At 68.7% G+C, this 14496-nt stretch carries 19 protein-coding genes; 7 read left to right on the top strand and 12 right to left on the bottom strand.

Annotated elements, in window-relative coordinates:
* Positions 1–27: 27 nt before the first annotated feature.
* Positions 28–654, bottom strand: a complete 627-nt coding sequence (locus CSW64_RS02960) for a TetR/AcrR family transcriptional regulator (RefSeq protein ID WP_172448437.1) — start codon at positions 652–654, stop codon at positions 28–30.
* A gap of 80 nt (positions 655–734) precedes the next feature.
* Here CSW64_RS02960 and CSW64_RS02955 point away from each other — a divergent pair, with 80 nt between their 5' ends.
* Positions 735–1601: a phytanoyl-CoA dioxygenase family protein gene (locus tag CSW64_RS02955; RefSeq protein ID WP_099620704.1), complete on the top strand. Its 867-nt coding sequence runs from the start codon at positions 735–737 to the stop codon at positions 1599–1601.
* Here CSW64_RS02955 and CSW64_RS02950 read toward each other — a convergent pair.
* The 3 genes from CSW64_RS02950 to CSW64_RS02940 form a co-directional block, all read right to left on the bottom strand.
* A complete protein-coding gene (locus CSW64_RS02950; RefSeq protein WP_099620703.1) occupies positions 1598–2173 on the bottom strand; it encodes a 3'-5' exonuclease family protein in 576 nt (191 codons plus the stop codon). The two genes, CSW64_RS02955 and CSW64_RS02950, sit on opposite strands and share 4 nt — an antisense overlap.
* Positions 2174–2444: 271 nt before the next feature.
* Positions 2445–3728: a hypothetical protein gene (locus CSW64_RS02945; protein WP_099620702.1), complete on the bottom strand. Its 1284-nt coding sequence runs from the start codon at positions 3726–3728 to the stop codon at positions 2445–2447.
* Complete coding sequence (locus tag CSW64_RS02940; RefSeq protein ID WP_099620701.1) at positions 3725–4786, bottom strand: glycerophosphodiester phosphodiesterase; 1062 nt, start codon at positions 4784–4786, stop codon at positions 3725–3727. Before CSW64_RS02940 ends, CSW64_RS02945 begins: the two co-directional genes overlap by 4 nt.
* Before the next feature lie 99 nt (positions 4787–4885).
* Between CSW64_RS02940 and CSW64_RS02935 the strand changes: the two genes are divergently transcribed.
* The gene (locus CSW64_RS02935; protein ID WP_099620700.1) at positions 4886–5251 is read left to right on the top strand and encodes a hypothetical protein; all 366 of its coding nucleotides are present in this window, start codon (positions 4886–4888) and stop codon (positions 5249–5251) included.
* A 90-nt stretch (positions 5252–5341) separates the two neighbouring features.
* On the opposite strand, the gene CSW64_RS02930 is transcribed toward CSW64_RS02935, so the two are convergent.
* Both CSW64_RS02930 and efp read right to left on the bottom strand, forming a co-directional pair.
* Positions 5342–6136 carry an inositol monophosphatase family protein gene (locus CSW64_RS02930; RefSeq protein ID WP_245863812.1) on the bottom strand — a complete coding sequence of 265 codons (795 nt, stop codon included), beginning with the start codon at positions 6134–6136 and terminating at the stop codon, positions 5342–5344.
* 7 nt (positions 6137–6143) lie between these two features.
* A complete protein-coding gene (gene efp / locus CSW64_RS02925; protein ID WP_099620699.1) occupies positions 6144–6713 on the bottom strand; it encodes an elongation factor P in 570 nt (189 codons plus the stop codon).
* 100 nt (positions 6714–6813) lie between these two features.
* Between efp and CSW64_RS02920 the strand changes: the two genes are divergently transcribed.
* A complete protein-coding gene (locus CSW64_RS02920; RefSeq protein ID WP_099620698.1) occupies positions 6814–7113 on the top strand; it encodes a hypothetical protein in 300 nt (99 codons plus the stop codon).
* A 3-nt stretch (positions 7114–7116) separates the two neighbouring features.
* Here the strand turns inward: CSW64_RS02920 and thiE are convergent, their stop codons facing one another.
* The 3 genes from thiE to CSW64_RS02905 are packed head-to-tail and all read right to left on the bottom strand — an operon-like array spanning position 7117 to position 8954.
* Positions 7117–7761 (bottom strand): thiamine phosphate synthase, encoded by a 645-nt coding sequence (thiE, locus tag CSW64_RS02915; protein ID WP_099620697.1) that lies wholly within the window; start codon positions 7759–7761, stop codon positions 7117–7119.
* 9 nt (positions 7762–7770) lie between these two features.
* On the bottom strand, positions 7771–8385 hold the full coding sequence (locus CSW64_RS02910) for a cytochrome ubiquinol oxidase subunit I (RefSeq protein ID WP_150131315.1): 615 nt from the start codon (positions 8383–8385) through the stop codon (positions 7771–7773).
* Positions 8328–8954: a cytochrome ubiquinol oxidase subunit I gene (locus CSW64_RS02905; protein ID WP_172448436.1), complete on the bottom strand. Its 627-nt coding sequence runs from the start codon at positions 8952–8954 to the stop codon at positions 8328–8330. The genes CSW64_RS02910 and CSW64_RS02905 overlap by 58 nt, the downstream gene beginning before the upstream one ends.
* A gap of 168 nt (positions 8955–9122) precedes the next feature.
* Between CSW64_RS02905 and CSW64_RS02900 the strand changes: the two genes are divergently transcribed.
* From CSW64_RS02900 to CSW64_RS02885, 4 genes are all read left to right on the top strand, one after another.
* Positions 9123–9308, top strand: coding sequence for a (2Fe-2S)-binding protein (locus CSW64_RS02900; RefSeq protein WP_099620694.1), 186 nt, complete (start codon positions 9123–9125; stop codon positions 9306–9308).
* Positions 9309–9598: 290 nt separating this feature from the next.
* A complete protein-coding gene (gene bfr, locus CSW64_RS02895; RefSeq protein WP_099620693.1) occupies positions 9599–10090 on the top strand; it encodes a bacterioferritin in 492 nt (163 codons plus the stop codon).
* 65 nt (positions 10091–10155) lie between these two features.
* Positions 10156–10716, top strand: coding sequence for a TspO/MBR family protein (locus CSW64_RS02890; protein WP_099620692.1), 561 nt, complete (start codon positions 10156–10158; stop codon positions 10714–10716).
* An 85-nt stretch (positions 10717–10801) separates the two neighbouring features.
* Positions 10802–11440: a DUF2799 domain-containing protein gene (locus CSW64_RS02885; RefSeq protein ID WP_099620691.1), complete on the top strand. Its 639-nt coding sequence runs from the start codon at positions 10802–10804 to the stop codon at positions 11438–11440.
* Positions 11441–11504: 64 nt separating this feature from the next.
* On the opposite strand, the gene fba is transcribed toward CSW64_RS02885, so the two are convergent.
* The 3 genes from fba to CSW64_RS02870 all read right to left on the bottom strand — a co-directional run bounded on the left by fba (position 11505) and on the right by CSW64_RS02870 (position 14477).
* Positions 11505–12590 (bottom strand): class II fructose-bisphosphate aldolase, encoded by a 1086-nt coding sequence (gene fba / locus CSW64_RS02880; protein ID WP_099620690.1) that lies wholly within the window; start codon positions 12588–12590, stop codon positions 11505–11507.
* A 146-nt stretch (positions 12591–12736) separates the two neighbouring features.
* Positions 12737–13927, bottom strand: coding sequence for a phosphoglycerate kinase (locus CSW64_RS02875; protein ID WP_099620689.1), 1191 nt, complete (start codon positions 13925–13927; stop codon positions 12737–12739).
* Between the two features lie 19 nt (positions 13928–13946).
* Complete coding sequence (locus CSW64_RS02870; RefSeq protein ID WP_099620688.1) at positions 13947–14477, bottom strand: GNAT family N-acetyltransferase; 531 nt, start codon at positions 14475–14477, stop codon at positions 13947–13949.
* Between the last annotated feature and the right edge of the window lie 19 nt (positions 14478–14496).

Raw genomic sequence — 14496 nt, 5'->3', positions numbered from 1 at the left:
CCGCGAATGTCCCGCCCTGTCCCGGGACTATCCGTCCCGGGAGTCCTCCGTCGGCAGGCCCAGCCCGCCGGCGATGAAGGCCCAGATCTGGGCGATGACCCGCTCCTTCGGCGGCGGAGTCGGCGAGGACAGCGCCGTCGCCACCGCCTGGCGGATGCCGCCCATGATCGCCGCGCCGGCAAGCGTCGGATCGATCGCCGGGTCGATGAAGCCCATCCGCTGGCCATGCGCGATGTTGTGGGCGGCCAGCTCGACCATCGCCCGGCGGCGCGCGGCCTCGACCGCCATAGCCTCGGCGCTGCCGCTCAGCGGCCCCATCAGCACGGCGGCCAGCGGGTCGGCGTACATGAAGACGATGGTGGCTTCGAGCCGGGCCCGCTCCCGCTCCGCCCAGGGCAGCGCGCCGTCGAGCCGCTGGTTCGCGACGGCGTCGTGGCGGTCGTGGAAATCGTCGATCAGAGCGGCCAGCAGGCCCGCCTTGGAGCCGAAGTGGTGATAGGCCAGCCCGACCGACACGCTGGCCCGGCGCGCCACGTCGGCGATCTCGAAATCGCCTACCCTTTCGACCAGAGCTTCGGTCAGGGCCGTCAGCAGCCGCTGGCGGGCGCCGCCTCGGCGCGGGGCGGGCAGATCGACGATCGAGGCCTCAGGCACGTTGACTCCTGAACTGAATTCAATTCAGTCTATGGGAAGAAAGCGCCCGACGCCAGAGGCGCGACCAGGGAGTGACGCGTATGGACGCCGCCGCCAGCACCATCGACCGGGCCTCGCCCTGGCTGAAGGGCCGCAGCTTCGCCGAGGCCAAGGCCGAGTACGACGAGCGCGGCTACCTGATCTTCGAGAACGTCCTGTCGCCGACCGAGGTACAGGCGATCCGCGACGCCCTGGCGCCCTATCTCGACGGCGGCAAGTCGGGCCGGAACGACTTCGAAGGGTTCAAGACCAATCGCGTCTACGCAATGCTGGCCAAGTCGCCGGTGTTCGCGGACCTGGCGATCCATCCCCTGCCCCTGGCCTTCGCCGAGGCGGATCTGGGCCCTACCTGCCTGCTGTCGGCCTGTCTGGCGATCAAGCTGCATCCCGGGGAGACGGTTCAGCCCTGGCACACCGACGACAGCCCCGTCGGCACGCCCCGCCCGCGCCCGGCCTATGGCCTGTCGGCCTTCTGGGCGATCGACGACACCACCGAGCTGAACGGCGCGACCGAGATCCTGCCCGGCAGCCACCTGTGGTCGGACAGCCAGGTCGCCGGCGGCCTGACCCTGGACACCTTCGCCAACAAGACCCCGTTCGAGAAGGACGGCGACCCCGGCGCGCGACCCGACGCGGTGAAGCTGACCATGCCGTCCGGCTCGCTGGCCATCGCCAAGGGCAACCTGTGGCACCGCGGCGGCGCGAACCGCTCCGACGCGCCGCGCCTGATCATCACGCCGCAGTACTGCGCCGGCTGGGCGCGACAGCTGGAGAACATGAGCCTGGCCGTCCCGCCGGCCGTGGTCAGGACCCTGCCCAAGCGGGCCCAGGAGCTGATCGGCTACTCCATCCACCCGCCCTTCATGGGCTACGTCGACGGCGTGCATCCGAGCAAGGTGATGGGCTAGACGGCCGAATCCTGCGACCGTCGCACCTCAGCCAGGATGTTGCAGAACAGCGCGCCCTGCTCGATCGCGTCGTCCAGGGCGACGTGCGTGTGCGGCAGATGGTCGAACCAGGCCCTGGGCATGTTGCGCTTCACCGCGTCGCGGTAGTCGCCCTTCAGCGCCACCATCGCCAGGGTCTTGATGTCCAGCGCCGCGTGGGAGAACGGGCTCTCGCCGGCGAACCGCATCAGGTACCAGTAGACGAACATGAAATCGTAGGAGGCCGGAAAGCCCACGAAGACCGGCTTGCCCGGCAGAGCCTTCAGCCAGGCGGCGTAGGCCGGCATGGCCGTCTCGGGCGCCTGGCGGTCGATCTGCACGGCGGCGAAGGCCTCGGTGTTCTGTTCCCACCAGGCCTGGGTGCGGGGATGCGGCGCGGCGCCCGGCAGCGGCTCCAGGTTGGCGGAGAAGGTCGCGATCAGCGTCTTGTCGGCGAGATAGGCCGCGGACCCGAAGCTGAGCATCGAATGCGGACCGGGGATCGGACCATCGGCTTCGATGTCCGTGCTGACGTAGATTTCCTGTTTAGCCATGGACCGCCCTCTAGCGGCCTTTCTAGGGAAAGGCGAACGCTGTTCGCTGTGAGCCGTCGGCGAAAATCCCCTCTTCATCCTGGTCGGACTTGTTCCGACCACCCATGAACACGGGCGGTTGGGAGGTTGCGCCAGAACGTGGGACGCGCCACGCATGGGTCCTCGCGACGAGCGCGAGGATGACGGGGTTGGGGGATGCGACCCTGCGTCCTTCGAGACGCCGGGGACAGGCTCCGAAGGGGCGTGTCCCCCGTCTCGGTGCGCCCCCCGCCTACTGCGCCAGATCCGCCGGGACGGTGGGTTCGCTGAGCAGGTGCTCCATGCGCTTCCAGCGGGCCGCCTGGCTGGGGCCGGCGCGTTCGACATGCTCGCGGACCATGTCCTGGCCCAGGCCGTAGTTGATGACGTAGCTGCGGTACTGCTCGCTGAAGCTGACCGTCTGTTCGGCGCGCTTGCGCGAGACCAGGCCATACTTCTGGGTCAGCGCGATCGCCGCCTCGCGGTCGATACGGCCGGACAGGTACTCCGCGGCGATGGTGAAGCGCGAGCCGGCGAGCTTCTTCTGGGCCTCCAGCAGCCCCAGGAACCGGCCGGCGTCCTGCGCGTCCAGGCCGGCCAGCGGGTACAGCACCGAGGTCTCGAACGTCAGCCGCTCCTCGCCCGGGAAAGCCAGGTCGATGCCGTAGTTGGCCGAGCCCTCGGCCAGCAGCGACTGCGGCGAATAGAGCGGATAGACGGTGAACTCGACCCAGCCCTTGCCCTTGGACAGGTGCTCCTCGAGCAGCAGGTTGTAGACGTGGTGCCCCGGGTAGCCCTCGTGGCAGCCCAGATCGACGGCCCGGCTCAGGCGCACCGGCAGGTCGGTGTTCACCTGGATCAGGCTGTGGGCGTCGCCCTTGTACCAGTTGTAGCCGGACCAGGACTTGCCGGTGACGAACTCCAGGGTGAAGCGCTCGTTCGCCGGCAGCTTGATGTGCGCGACGGTGCGCTTGCGGCATTCGGCGATGGCGGCGTCGAACACGGGCCGCAGCTTGTCGGCGGGAATGACGAACCGCTCGTTGAAACTGTCTACCCGCTGCCACAGAGGCCCGTCGCCGGGGACCAGCTTCTCGATGTCCGCCAGCACGGGGTCATAGCTCGCCAGCGGCTTCAGCTTGGGCCGGACGCCGAACAGGCCCTCGGCCTCGTCCTCGAAGCTCAGCTTCTCGCCCTGCATCATCCGCAGCCGCGTCTCGGCGGCCTTGAGCTGGCCGCGCAGAAACTCGGCGCGCCGGGCCTCCATCGGGTCCGTCTGCTTGCCCGCCGCGGCCAGAGCGGCTTCCAGGGCGGCGACCTCCGCCTGGAGCTTCGGCAAGGGGGTCTTGTCGCCCTTCGCGGCGGCCTGCCATTCGGCCGGACCGTAGAAGGCGTCGATGTAGCCTTCCTCATGCTCGCCGATCCGCAGGCTGAGCTTCACATACTGCTCGGCGATCGGGTCCAGGCTCGACTTGGCCAGCACGGGCGTGGCCAGCACGGAGGCGGCGGCGAACAGGGAGACGGCCAGGCGACGGATCATTTGCGCATCCATTGCTCCCGGGCTTCGACGGCCAGGCCCGGGAAGTCGCTGAAGACGCCGTCGACTCCAGCGTCATAGAGCGCCTTGAGCAGCGCCGCCACGTCCCCGTGCAGCCGCGGCCGATCAGGCCGCACGGCGAGGCCTCGCTGCAGCGACTTCGGCAGGAAGTAGTTCTCGGCCCGCACCGTCCACGGATGAACCTTGAGGCCGACGGCATGGGCGTCGGCGACCAGGCGCGTCGCCGGCAGCAGCCGCTCGCCGTCCTGCGGGACGACATAGGACCGGTCCGGCCCCACGCCGTCGGCGTAGGCCGCGATCGCCTTCAGCCCTTCGGCCGTCACCATGTCGGCATAGCGGACCCGCGGCGCATCGGCGGGCGAGCCGTCCGAGTCGACCAGCTGGACCAGTCTGGCGCGGGTCAGGCCGCGCAGCATCTTCAGCGGCGCGACCTCGAAGCATTGCACGAAGACCTTCGCCTCGGCGTCGTCCAGGCCGTTGGCTTTCAGCGCCTCGGCCATGCGCGGCTCGAACGGCAGGCCGAGCGAGGCGAAATGGGCGGGATGCTTCATCTCCGGATAGACGCCGACCCCGGCCGCCTTGGCGATGGCGACCACCTCGTCGAACGTCGGGATGGCCTCCTGGCCGTCGTACTTCGTGTTGTCGGGGCGCAACTGCGGGAGCCGCTCGCGGCAGCGCAGAGTCTTCAGCTCGGCGAGCGTGAAGTCCTCGGTGAACCAGCCCTCGATCTTCTGGCCGTCGATCACCTTGGCCGTCCTGCGGGCGGCGAACTCCGGCCTGGAGGCGACGTCGGTCGTGCCGCCGATCTCGTTCTCGTGGCGCGCGACCAGATGGCCGTCCTTGGAGATCACCAGGTCCGGCTCGATGAAGTCCGCCTCCTGGGCGATGGCCAGCCGGTAGGCCATCGCGGTGTGCTCCGGCCGCTCGCCGCTCGCCCCGCGGTGGGCGATGACGATGGGCCGGGAGGTCCGGGCCAGGGCGGGCGTGGCGGCGACCAGGGCGAGGCCGGCGACGGCGAAGGTGCGACGGGTCATGTCCATTCTCCGGACCTAGCCGCGCGATGTGACGGGCTCGTCAAGGCCGAGGCGGTTTTCCTGCGACGCGCATCGTGATTACCCTGGCCTGGGGAGGACGATACAATGCTCATCCTGCGGATCATCGCCGTGATCCACGGCCTGTCGCTCATCGCGGGCGAGACCTATCGCAGCTGGGGCGCGGACCGCCACTGGCTGTTCGTGGTCGACGACTACTGGATCGCCGGACTGCTGCTGCTCGGGGCCTGGCTGGTGCGGTCGGCGGATGTGCGCACCCGCGCCCTGTTCGCGGCCGGGTGGGGCGCCAACGCGGGCATGCTGTACAGCAGCTTCTTCGGCAAGCTGGTCGAGCCAGCGGCGACCAACGCCGGCAACTTCGGGATCGGGGTGCTGACCCTGCTGGTCGGGATGGCCTTCGTCACGGCCGTGCTGGGCATGGTCGCGAGCATCCTGTTGCCCGCGAAGGCCTGAAGCTGTCGGGGACATGCACCGCGGGTGCGCGTCCCCTGACAAAGCCGGCAGATACGGGGACACGCACCGTCGGTGCATGTCCCCACGGCGTTAACCCGCCGCGTCCAGCTTCTCGAGGATCTGCGGGTGCAGCTCCAGATTCGCGGCCAGGATGCTTCCAGCGCCGGGAACGTAGGGATCGCCGTTCAGGTCGGTGACCTTGCCGCCGGCCTCGGAGACCATCAGCAGACCCGCCGCGGTGTCCCAGGGCTTCAGGCCCCGCTCCCAGAAGCCGTCGAAGCGGCCGGCCGCGACCCAGGCCAGGTCCAGCGCGGCGGCGCCATAGCGGCGGACGCCGGCGACGCGCTGGCTGATCTGGTGCAGCTCCTTCAGGAACTGGCCGTGGCCGGGGACGCCCAGGAACGGGATGCCCGTGGCCAGCAGCGCCTCGTCCATATGCTTGCGGGCCGCGACGCGCAGGCGCTTCTCGTTGCCCAGCCAGGTCCCCCGGCCCTTCTCGGCCCAGAAGATGTCGTGGCTGATCGGGTTGTAGGTCACCGCCGCGACGACCTGGCCCTCGCGTTCCAGCGCGATGTTGACCGCGAAGTGGGGGATCGCGTGCAGGAAGTTGGTGGTGCCGTCCAGCGGATCGACGATCCAGCGGTGGGTCTTGTCGGTGCCTTCGATCCAGCCCCGCTCCTCGCCCAGGAAGCCGTAGCCCGGACGCAGCTTGGTCAGGGCCTCGAACAGGACCTGCTCGGCCTTGAGGTCGGCGTTGGACACGAAGTCGGCCGCGCCCTTGCGGGAGACCTGCAGCTCGGTCACCTCGCCGAAGTCGCGCGCGAGACCGCGCGCCGCCTTGCGGGCGGCGTCGATCATGGAGGTGATGAGCGAGGAAGCGGTCATGTCTGGATCAGTCCGCGCGGCGGACGTATTCGCCGGTCTCGGTCGAGACGAGGACGCGCTCGCCCGCTTCCATGTAGGGCGGGATCAGGATGCGCATGCCGTTGTCGGCCTTGGCGGGCTTGTAGGACGAAGAGGCGGTCTGGCCGTTCACCACGGCGTCGGCCTCGACGATGGTCAGCACCACATGGTCCGGCAGCTCGATGCCGATGGCGCGCTCTTCGTGGAACTCGACCACGACGGTCATGCCGTCCTGCAGGAAGCGGACGCGGTCTTCGCCGACGAAGTCCTCGTGCAGGGTGATCTGCTCGTAGTTCTCGGTGTTCATGAACACCAGCATCTCGCCTTCGGCGTAGAGGAAGGTGTGGTCGCGCTGTTCGAGCGTCACGCGTTCGACCTTGTCGTCCGAACGGAAGCGCTCGTTCAGCTTGCGGCCGTCGATGAGGTTCTTCAGCTCGACCTGGGCGAAGGCGCCGCCCTTGCCGGGCTTCACGTGCGCGGCCTTCACGCAGACCCAGAGTCCGCCGTCGTGCTGGAGCACCATGCCGGGCTTGATGGTGTTGCCGTTGATCTTAGCCATGAGGATGTTTTCGCCGGTGTGGGGCTGGAAATTGGGCGCGGAAACTAGCGATCAGGCCGCCTGTTAGCAAGGCGGGGCTTCCGTTGCTAAGGTCAGGGCCATGAGCCACGACGAATCCTCCTCACAGAATGTGGCAAGGCCGACGTTCAGCGAGGGCTATCTACTGACGGCTTCGCGCCTGATGCAGGGCCTGGCCGTGTTTCTCGCTCTGGTCTTTATCGCCCTGTGCGCCGTATCGCTCCCCGACATCCTGAAACAACCGAACGCAGGCCTCGAGAGCTTGAAATTCCTCGGGTTCGGTCTGCTGTGGCTAGGGTTCTGCGTCGCCTTTTGGACCGTCGGCGGATGGGTCCATCGAAAGACGGCCCGGCAGCTCGCCGATCCCGACCGTTCGCCCTAGCGATCAGCGTCCCGCCAGCCCCTCGGCAATCGCCGCGTTCAGCGCCTTCACCGCGGTCGCCGGACCGTCCGGATGGGCCCAGACGCCAGCGCTGACGGCGGCGAAGTCGGCGCCCGCCCTGGCCACGATGGCGGCGTTGTCGGCGGTGATCCCGCCGATCGCCACGCAGGGAACCTCCATCGTCTCCTGCCAGATGGTCAGGATCTCTGGCTCGGCGCGGGTCGGGGCGTCCTTGGTCGTGGTCGGGAAGAAGGCGCCGAAGGCGACGTAGTCCGCCCCGGCCTCGGCCGCCTCCATCGCCAGGTGCCGGCTGTCGTGGCAGGTCACGCCGACCATCTTGTCTCGGCCCATGAGCCGCCGCGCCTCGGCGTAGCTGGCGTCGCTCTGCCCGACATGGACGCCGTCGCAGCCCAGCCGCGCGGCCAGGTCGGGCCGGTCGTTCAGGATCACCGCCACGTCGCGGCCGTGAGCGATCGGCGTCAGGGCGTCCACGGCGGCGGCGATCACCGCGTCCGGAGCGTCCTTGAGGCGGATCTGCAGGGCGGCGACGTCGCCGGCGTCCAGCGCGGCGGCCAGGTCGCGGCCGAAGGCGGCCAGGTCGTCCAGGCGCGGCGGGGTGATCAGGTACAGGCGGCAGTCGGCGGTCATATGCGCCGTCTACACCAGCACGCCCCGGATCGCATAGGCGACGGCCGCGGCGGTCATGGCGCAGGCGACCAGCAAGGCCGTGAAACGCACGATCCGGACCGGCAGCAGGGAGGCGTCCTCCTCCAGCGGCGCGGCGAAGGCGTTGGCGGTCTCCCCCGTCCCCGGGGCCCGCCCGTCCTCGATCTGGCCCTGCCCCGCCAGCCTCAGGATCTGGATGGCGCCAAGGCCGATCGCGGCCAGATAGACGACGAGGAGCACGAGCCGCCCCATCTCCGCGGGCGTCGCGCTCGCCGCCAGCGATCCCGACGCCGCGGCCTCCGCGCCCGCTTCCGGAAGCACCGCCACCAGCCCGGCGGCGAGGGTGACGAACCCGGCCGGGCCCATCACCACCATGATCCTCAGATAGGCTCGGGACGCCTCGAGCCTGCGCCGCGCGGCCAGCGCGACGCTCCAGATGCAGAGGCCTCCCATCGCCAGACCGAGGAGGACCATCACCCAGAACGCCGCGCCAGACAGGCTGGTCAGCGCTTCCAGGTCCCAGAAATGGCCGTCCCGATTCCGCAGCACTATCTCACGAAAGCTCTGACCGGCGATGACCTGCAGCGGCGCCACGATGGCGAACACCCCGACCGCATGCGCAGGCCCATGCGCGCGGCGGGTCGCAGCGGATCGGCGAGAAGCGTCCGGGCGCTGATCGCGCCCAGCAGCAGCGCCGTGGCCAGGAACGAGGCCAGCGTCAGATGGACGAACCGCGCCGCGAAGTTGGGCGGCAGGACGGCTCCGGGCGCGATGTCATGAAACCAGCCGTAGGCGGGCAGCACGCAGAACGCCGCAAGGAAGGCTCCCGTCGCCGCGATCGAGGTCGCCGTGAAATGCAGCCGCGAACCCGTGCCTCGCCAGCCCGCCAGGGTCACGCCGAGCCCGCCGGCCTGAAGAGCGAAGCCGGCCACCAGGCCCCGGTCGAGCAGGACCCCGGCGTGGGGCGAGATCAGCCCCGCGAAAAGGCCGAGGGCGAAGGCGAGGCCGAAGATCCGGATCCAGAATCGGTAGAGGTCGCGAAACACCAGACGGCGCGTGGCCAGCCACATCGCCTCGAGGATCATCGCGAGCGCGCCAGTTCCCATCGCAAGACCCAGCGTCGCCGTGACGAAGGCGAACCGCAGCCGAGCCAGCAGTTCCGCGTCCAGGTCCATTGACCACGCCCTTGCAGCGCTCGCCCCCCAACTTCCCTTTACGCGCGAGTGAGCCTGAGGCCTTAGCGACATCGCGTCGCAGTAACAGCGCCGAAGTCGGCTGCAATTGAGTTGCAACGACGACGCCGGGTCGCTAAATGCGTCTCGTTATCAAGTCGGGACACGCTCGTGTACGTCTGCAACTGCAACGGCATCCGTGAACGTCAGGTCCGCGCCGCCATCGAGGCGGGCGCGACGCGTCCGGCCGAGGTCTTCCGCGCCCACGGTTGCAAGGCCCAGTGCGCCCGTTGCGTCTGCGAGATGCGCGACATGATCGAGCAGTCCCAGGAAGTCCTGCGCTTCGCCGCCGAATAGACGGCCCGACACCCCTTTCATCTGCCCGAGCCAGACGCCGACCGAGCATCGCTCCGGCCGACGATACCCGTTGCGCGTCGAGGCGGCGCTCGCACGAGGCGGCTTCCATAACCTCGCGAAAGAAGTCTCAAACCGCTGGTGAGAGGCGTTTTCAGAACTTTTTGCGAAATGTAGAAGCATTCGCGAAGATTTCTGCGCAACCGCGAAACACTTGCAGACATAGCGGTTGCGAACATCAGGACGAAGGTTCAGGTTCGCCCCAACTCGAAACCAGTAAGGAGCACCACGCCATGAAGGGCGATCCTGCCATCATCAAGCTTCTGAACGCGGTGCTGACCAATGAGCTGACCGCGGTCAATCAGTACTTCCTGCATGCACGCATGTATCAGGACTGGGGCTTCGCCCGCCTGGGCAAGATCACCTACGACGAATCCATCGGCGAGATGAAGCACGCCGACAAGCTCATCAAGCGCATCCTCTTCCTGGAGGGCCTGCCCAACCTGCAGGACCTCAATAAGCTGAAGATCGGCGAGACCGTGCCGGAATGCCTGGCCGCGGATCTCGCGGTCGAGGTCGGCGGCCGCAAGGACCTGATCAAGGGCGTGCAGGCCTCGGAGGACGCCCACGACTACGTCAGCCGCCAGATCTTCAAGGAGATCCTCTCTGACACCGAGGAGCACATCGACTTCCTGGAGACCCAGCTGTCGCTGGTGAAGTCGCTCGGCGAACAGAACTACCTGCAGAGCGCCCTCGGCGAACTGGAGAACGAAGGCGGCCACTGAGGCCGGCCGGCGGGGGAACCCCTCCAGCAATCCGGCGGTTTCCCGACGACAGTAGGGAGACCGCCATGCAGATCGCCGAGACCGCCCGGGACGCCATCGACGGACTGGCCAACAGCGAAGGGCGATCGACGAAGCACCTCTTGATCGGCCTCGGCATCACCGCCGGGGCCGTTCTCGCGTCGGCGCTGATCGCGCGGGCCAACGCCCCGACCGAGGACCACCCCGACATTCGTCGCGCCTACGACAAGCTCGACGACACGCCTCTCGCACCGCCGAAGAGCGCCTTCGCCGTGATCTGGCCGCCGCTGTTCCTGGCGCTCACGCTGTCGGGCTTGCGCGTCTGGAACGCGCCCGCCAGTCCGGCCCGAACCCAGGCCCTGACCCTGTGGGGCGTGGTGCAGGCGTTGAACGCCACCTGGATGGCGATCGGACCCAAGCATCTGGGCGGCCAGCTGGCGACGGCGATCGCCTCGCTGGGGACTTCGGCCGCCTACGCCTGGCGCGCCCGCCAGGTCGACCAGCCCGCCGCCAACATGGTCGCGCCCTACGTCGGCTGGGTGGCCTTCGCCAACGTCCTGACCGGCGACCTGTGGCGGCGAAACCGGGACAGGCCGACGATCCACTGAGCCCTTTTGCTTCATTGCGATTTTTCAACTTGCCATCCGGCCCGCGCCGAGATCACCGTTTCGTGAGGGCAAGTCGGAGAACAAGATGCGGAAGTTTGGAATCCTGGCCGCCGTCGTGGCCTGCGGGGCCCTCGTGGCCGGTTGCGAGACGCTCAACGAGGACCAGTGCCGCGCCGGCGACTGGGAGGGCATCGGCTACACGGACGGCGCCAACGGCCGCCAGCCGGACCGCTACGGCGACCATGTGAAGGCCTGCACCAAGTTCCAGATCATGCCGGACCAGGCGTCCTACATGCGTGGACGCCAGCGCGGCCTGCCGGTCTACTGCACGCTGGACCGCGGCTTCTCGGAAGGACGCCAGGGGCGGACGTACCATGGCGTCTGCCCCGCCCCGCTGGAGCGTGACTTCGTGACCGGCTACGATGATGGCCGCGTCGTCTACGACGCCCAGCAGCGGGTCGACCGCGCCGACAGCGACATCTCCTCGGCCCAGAGCCGCTGGGATGAGGCCGATCGCAAGCTCCGCAACGAGGAGAATCGGCTGGTCGATCCGAAGCTGTCCGACAGCGACCGGGCCTGGATCCGGGAGGCGATCAAGCGCCTGCGGGACGACCGCCGCCAGGCGGACGAAGACCTGCGCGAGGCTCGGTATCGCCGCGACGAGGCCGAACGCGAGGTCAACCAGCTCCGCTACCGATTCAGCCCGCGCTACGGCAGCTGGTAGGCGGCCAATGAAAAGGGCCGGCGCCTGAGGCGACCGGCCCTTCCATTGTCGAGGCTGCGGAAAACTACTCCGCGGCGGCCTTGCTGACGCCGATCTTCGGATCCAGCTCGCCGGCGCTGTAGCGCTTGGCCATCTGGGCGGTGCTGAGCGGCTTGATCTTGGAGGCCTGGCCGTCGGCCCAGAACTCCCGGAAACGCTGCTCGCAGACCTTGCGCATGGCTTCCTTGGCCGGCTTCAGATAGGCGCGCGGGTCGAACTCTCCCGGCTTCTCCATCAGCAGCTTCCGGATCGCGCCGGTCATGGCCATGCGGTTGTCGGTGTCGATGTTGATCTTGCGCACGCCGTGCTTGATGCCGCGCTGGATCTCTTCCACCGGGACGCCCCAGGTCTGGGGCATCTGGCCGCCGAACTCGTTGATGATGTCCTGCAGATCCTGCGGCACCGACGACGAGCCGTGCATCACCAGGTGGGTGTTGGGCAGGCGGCGGTGGATCTCCTCGATCACGTTCATGGCCAGCACGTCGCCGTCCGGCTTGCGGCTGAACTTGTAGGCGCCGTGGCTGGTGCCCATGGCGATGGCCAGGGCGTCGACCTTGGTCTCGCGCACGAACTCGACCGCCTGGTCGGGGTCGGTCAGCAGGGCCGAGTGGTCCAGCTTGCCCTCGAAGCCGTGGCCGTCCTCGGCCTCGCCCATGCCGGTCTCCAGCGAGCCCAGCACGCCCAGCTCGCCCTCGACCGAGACGCCGCAGCTGTGGGCCATCTGGACCACGCGACGGGTGACATCGACGTTGTAGTCATAGTCGGCCGGGGTCTTGGCGTCTTCCTTCAGGCTGCCGTCCATCATCACCGAGGTGAAACCGTACTGGATGGCGGTGGCGCAGGTGGCCGGGCCGTTGCCGTGATCCTGGTGCATGCAGACCGGGATGTTCGGGTACAGCTCGACCAGGGCGTCGATCAGGCGGGCCAGCACGACATCGTTGGCGTAGCTGCGCGCGCCGCGCGACGCCTGGATGATGACCGGCGCGTCGCAGGCCTCGGCGGCCTCCATGATCGCCAGACCCTGTTCCATGTTGTTGATGTTGAAGGCGGGCAGGCCGTAGTCATTCTCGGCGGCGTGGTCGAGAAGCTGACGAAGGGTGATGCGGGCCACGATCTAAGGTCCTCTTGCGCGTATTTTTTGTGTTGTGGCGCTGGTTTAGTCGCACGAGCGCCCCGCGTCACCCCCTGGTGTCACGGACGCGTGATCACGATTGCTGGCGACGCGACGTCAACGACGCCGCGTTCGCCTCTGATTGATCAGACTTCCAGAGCCGCGACGCCCGGCAGGACCTTGCCTTCCATCCACTCCAGGAAGGCGCCGCCCGCGGTCGAGACGAAGGTCATCTCGCCCGCCACCCCGGCGTGGTTCAGGGCCGCGACGGTGTCGCCGCCGCCGGCCACGGCGACCAGCTTGCCGGCCTGGGCCAGTTCGCCGGCCTTCTTGGCCGCCGCCACGGTGGCGGCGTCGAACGGCGGCACCTCGAACACGCCCAGCGGGCCGTTCCAGATGAAGGTCTTGCTGTCGTCCATGGCGGTCAGCAGGCGCTCGACCGTCTTGGGGCCGGCGTCCAGGATCAGGTCGCCGTCCTTGACCTCGTCCAGGGCCAGCACGCGCGTGGCGGTGTTCGGCTTCACCTCGGCGGCGACGACAACGTCGACCGGCAGCAGCAGCTCACAGCCGGCCTGGGCGGCCTTGGCGATGATCTCGCGGGCGGTGTCGCCCAGGTCGTGCTCGCACAGCGAGGAGCCGACCGGATGGCCCTGTGCGGCCAGGAAGGTGTTGGCCATGCCGCCGCCAATGGCCAGGCGGTCCAGCTTCTCGACCAGGTTGTTCAGCAGGTCGAGCTTGGTCGAGACCTTGGCCCCGCCGACGATGCCCAGCACCGGCTTCACCGGGTTGCCGAGGGCCGCGTCCAGCATCTCCAGCTCGCGCTGCATCGACAGGCCCGGATAGGCCGGCAGCAGGCGGGCCAGGCCCTCGGTCGAGGCGTGGGCGCGGTGGGCGGCGCTGAAGGCGTCGTTGACGTACAGGTCGCCCAGCTTGGCCAGCTCGGCCGCGAAGGCCGGGTCGTTCTTCTCTTCGCCGGCGTGGTAGCGGATGTTCTCCAGCAGGGCGACGCCGCCGTTCTCGAGGCCGTTCACGACCGCCGCGGCCTCACCGCCGATGCAGTCGTCGGCGAAGGCCACCGGCTGCTCCAGCAGCGCCGACAGCGGGCCGACGACCGGCTTCAGGCTCATCTCCGGAACGCGCTTGCCCTTCGGCCGGTCGAAGTGGGCCAGCAGCACCACCTTGGCGCCCCGGGTCGACAGGAAGCGGATGGTCGGCAGCACCGCGCGCAGGCGGGTGTCGTCGGTCACCTTGCCGTCGGCCATCGGCACGTTGAGGTCCACGCGGACCAGGGCGCGCTTGCCGGCGAGATCGGCGGTTTCGAGGGAGCGGAAGGGCATGTCGGAGTCCTGATGTGTCTTACGCCGGCGCTGCGGCGGGGTTCCGGATGGCGTAGACGAAGCTCTTCGCCTCACCCGGAACGTCGTCGAGTTCGTCCACCCGCGTCATGCCCAGCTTCTCGAGCACATGGATGGAGGCGGTGTTGGCCGGGCGGACCAGGCCGAAGACCTCGTCCCGGCCCAGGGCGCTGAACGCATGGTCGAGGGCGGCGCGCCCGAATTCCGTGGCGTAGCCCTGCCCCCAGGCCTCGACCGCGAAGCGGTAGCCTAGGTTCAGCTTCTCGACGTCGCCGTAGAGCCGCAGGCTGAGACCGCCGAAGCCGATGACCTGATCCGGCGCCTCGGCGCGGGCGATCGCCCAGACGCCGAAGCCGTGCTCGTCCCAGTGCGCCATCCAACTCGCCAGCACCGCCTCGGCCTTCTCCAGGTCCGGGAACGGTCCCGCCGGGTTGGTCTGGTTGGTGCGGGGATCGCCGTAGATCGCGAACAGGATGTCCGCGTCGTCGGAAGCGGGGCGGCGCAGGCGAAGTCTGGAGTTCGATCCGCTCACGCCGCCGCCGCTTCCTGGA

Origin of the sequence: Caulobacter mirabilis, from assembly GCF_002749615.1 — a bacterium.
GTDB classification, from domain to species: Bacteria; Pseudomonadota; Alphaproteobacteria; order Caulobacterales; family Caulobacteraceae; genus Caulobacter; species Caulobacter mirabilis.
This window is presented reverse-complemented; position numbering and strand designations above follow the sequence as displayed.

Coding starts and splice junctions, on each gene's coding strand:
- thiE (WP_099620697.1), bottom strand. CDS start 7,761: ATGACCGCCGACTGCCGCCTGTACCTGATCACCCCGCCGCGCCTGGAC.
- CSW64_RS02935 (WP_099620700.1), top strand. CDS start 4,886: ATGCTCATCCTGCGGATCATCGCCGTGATCCACGGCCTGTCGCTCATC.
- CSW64_RS02955 (WP_099620704.1), top strand. CDS start 735: ATGGACGCCGCCGCCAGCACCATCGACCGGGCCTCGCCCTGGCTGAAG.
- bfr (WP_099620693.1), top strand. CDS start 9,599: ATGAAGGGCGATCCTGCCATCATCAAGCTTCTGAACGCGGTGCTGACC.
- CSW64_RS02890 (WP_099620692.1), top strand. CDS start 10,156: ATGCAGATCGCCGAGACCGCCCGGGACGCCATCGACGGACTGGCCAAC.
- CSW64_RS02940 (WP_099620701.1), bottom strand. CDS start 4,786: ATGGACATGACCCGTCGCACCTTCGCCGTCGCCGGCCTCGCCCTGGTC.
- CSW64_RS02950 (WP_099620703.1), bottom strand. CDS start 2,173: ATGGCTAAACAGGAAATCTACGTCAGCACGGACATCGAAGCCGATGGT.
- CSW64_RS02930 (WP_245863812.1), bottom strand. CDS start 6,136: ATGACCGCTTCCTCGCTCATCACCTCCATGATCGACGCCGCCCGCAAG.
- efp (WP_099620699.1), bottom strand. CDS start 6,713: ATGGCTAAGATCAACGGCAACACCATCAAGCCCGGCATGGTGCTCCAG.
- CSW64_RS02885 (WP_099620691.1), top strand. CDS start 10,802: ATGCGGAAGTTTGGAATCCTGGCCGCCGTCGTGGCCTGCGGGGCCCTC.
- CSW64_RS02875 (WP_099620689.1), bottom strand. CDS start 13,927: ATGCCCTTCCGCTCCCTCGAAACCGCCGATCTCGCCGGCAAGCGCGCC.
- CSW64_RS02920 (WP_099620698.1), top strand. CDS start 6,814: ATGAGCCACGACGAATCCTCCTCACAGAATGTGGCAAGGCCGACGTTC.
- CSW64_RS02945 (WP_099620702.1), bottom strand. CDS start 3,728: ATGATCCGTCGCCTGGCCGTCTCCCTGTTCGCCGCCGCCTCCGTGCTG.
- CSW64_RS02905 (WP_172448436.1), bottom strand. CDS start 8,954: ATGGACCTGGACGCGGAACTGCTGGCTCGGCTGCGGTTCGCCTTCGTC.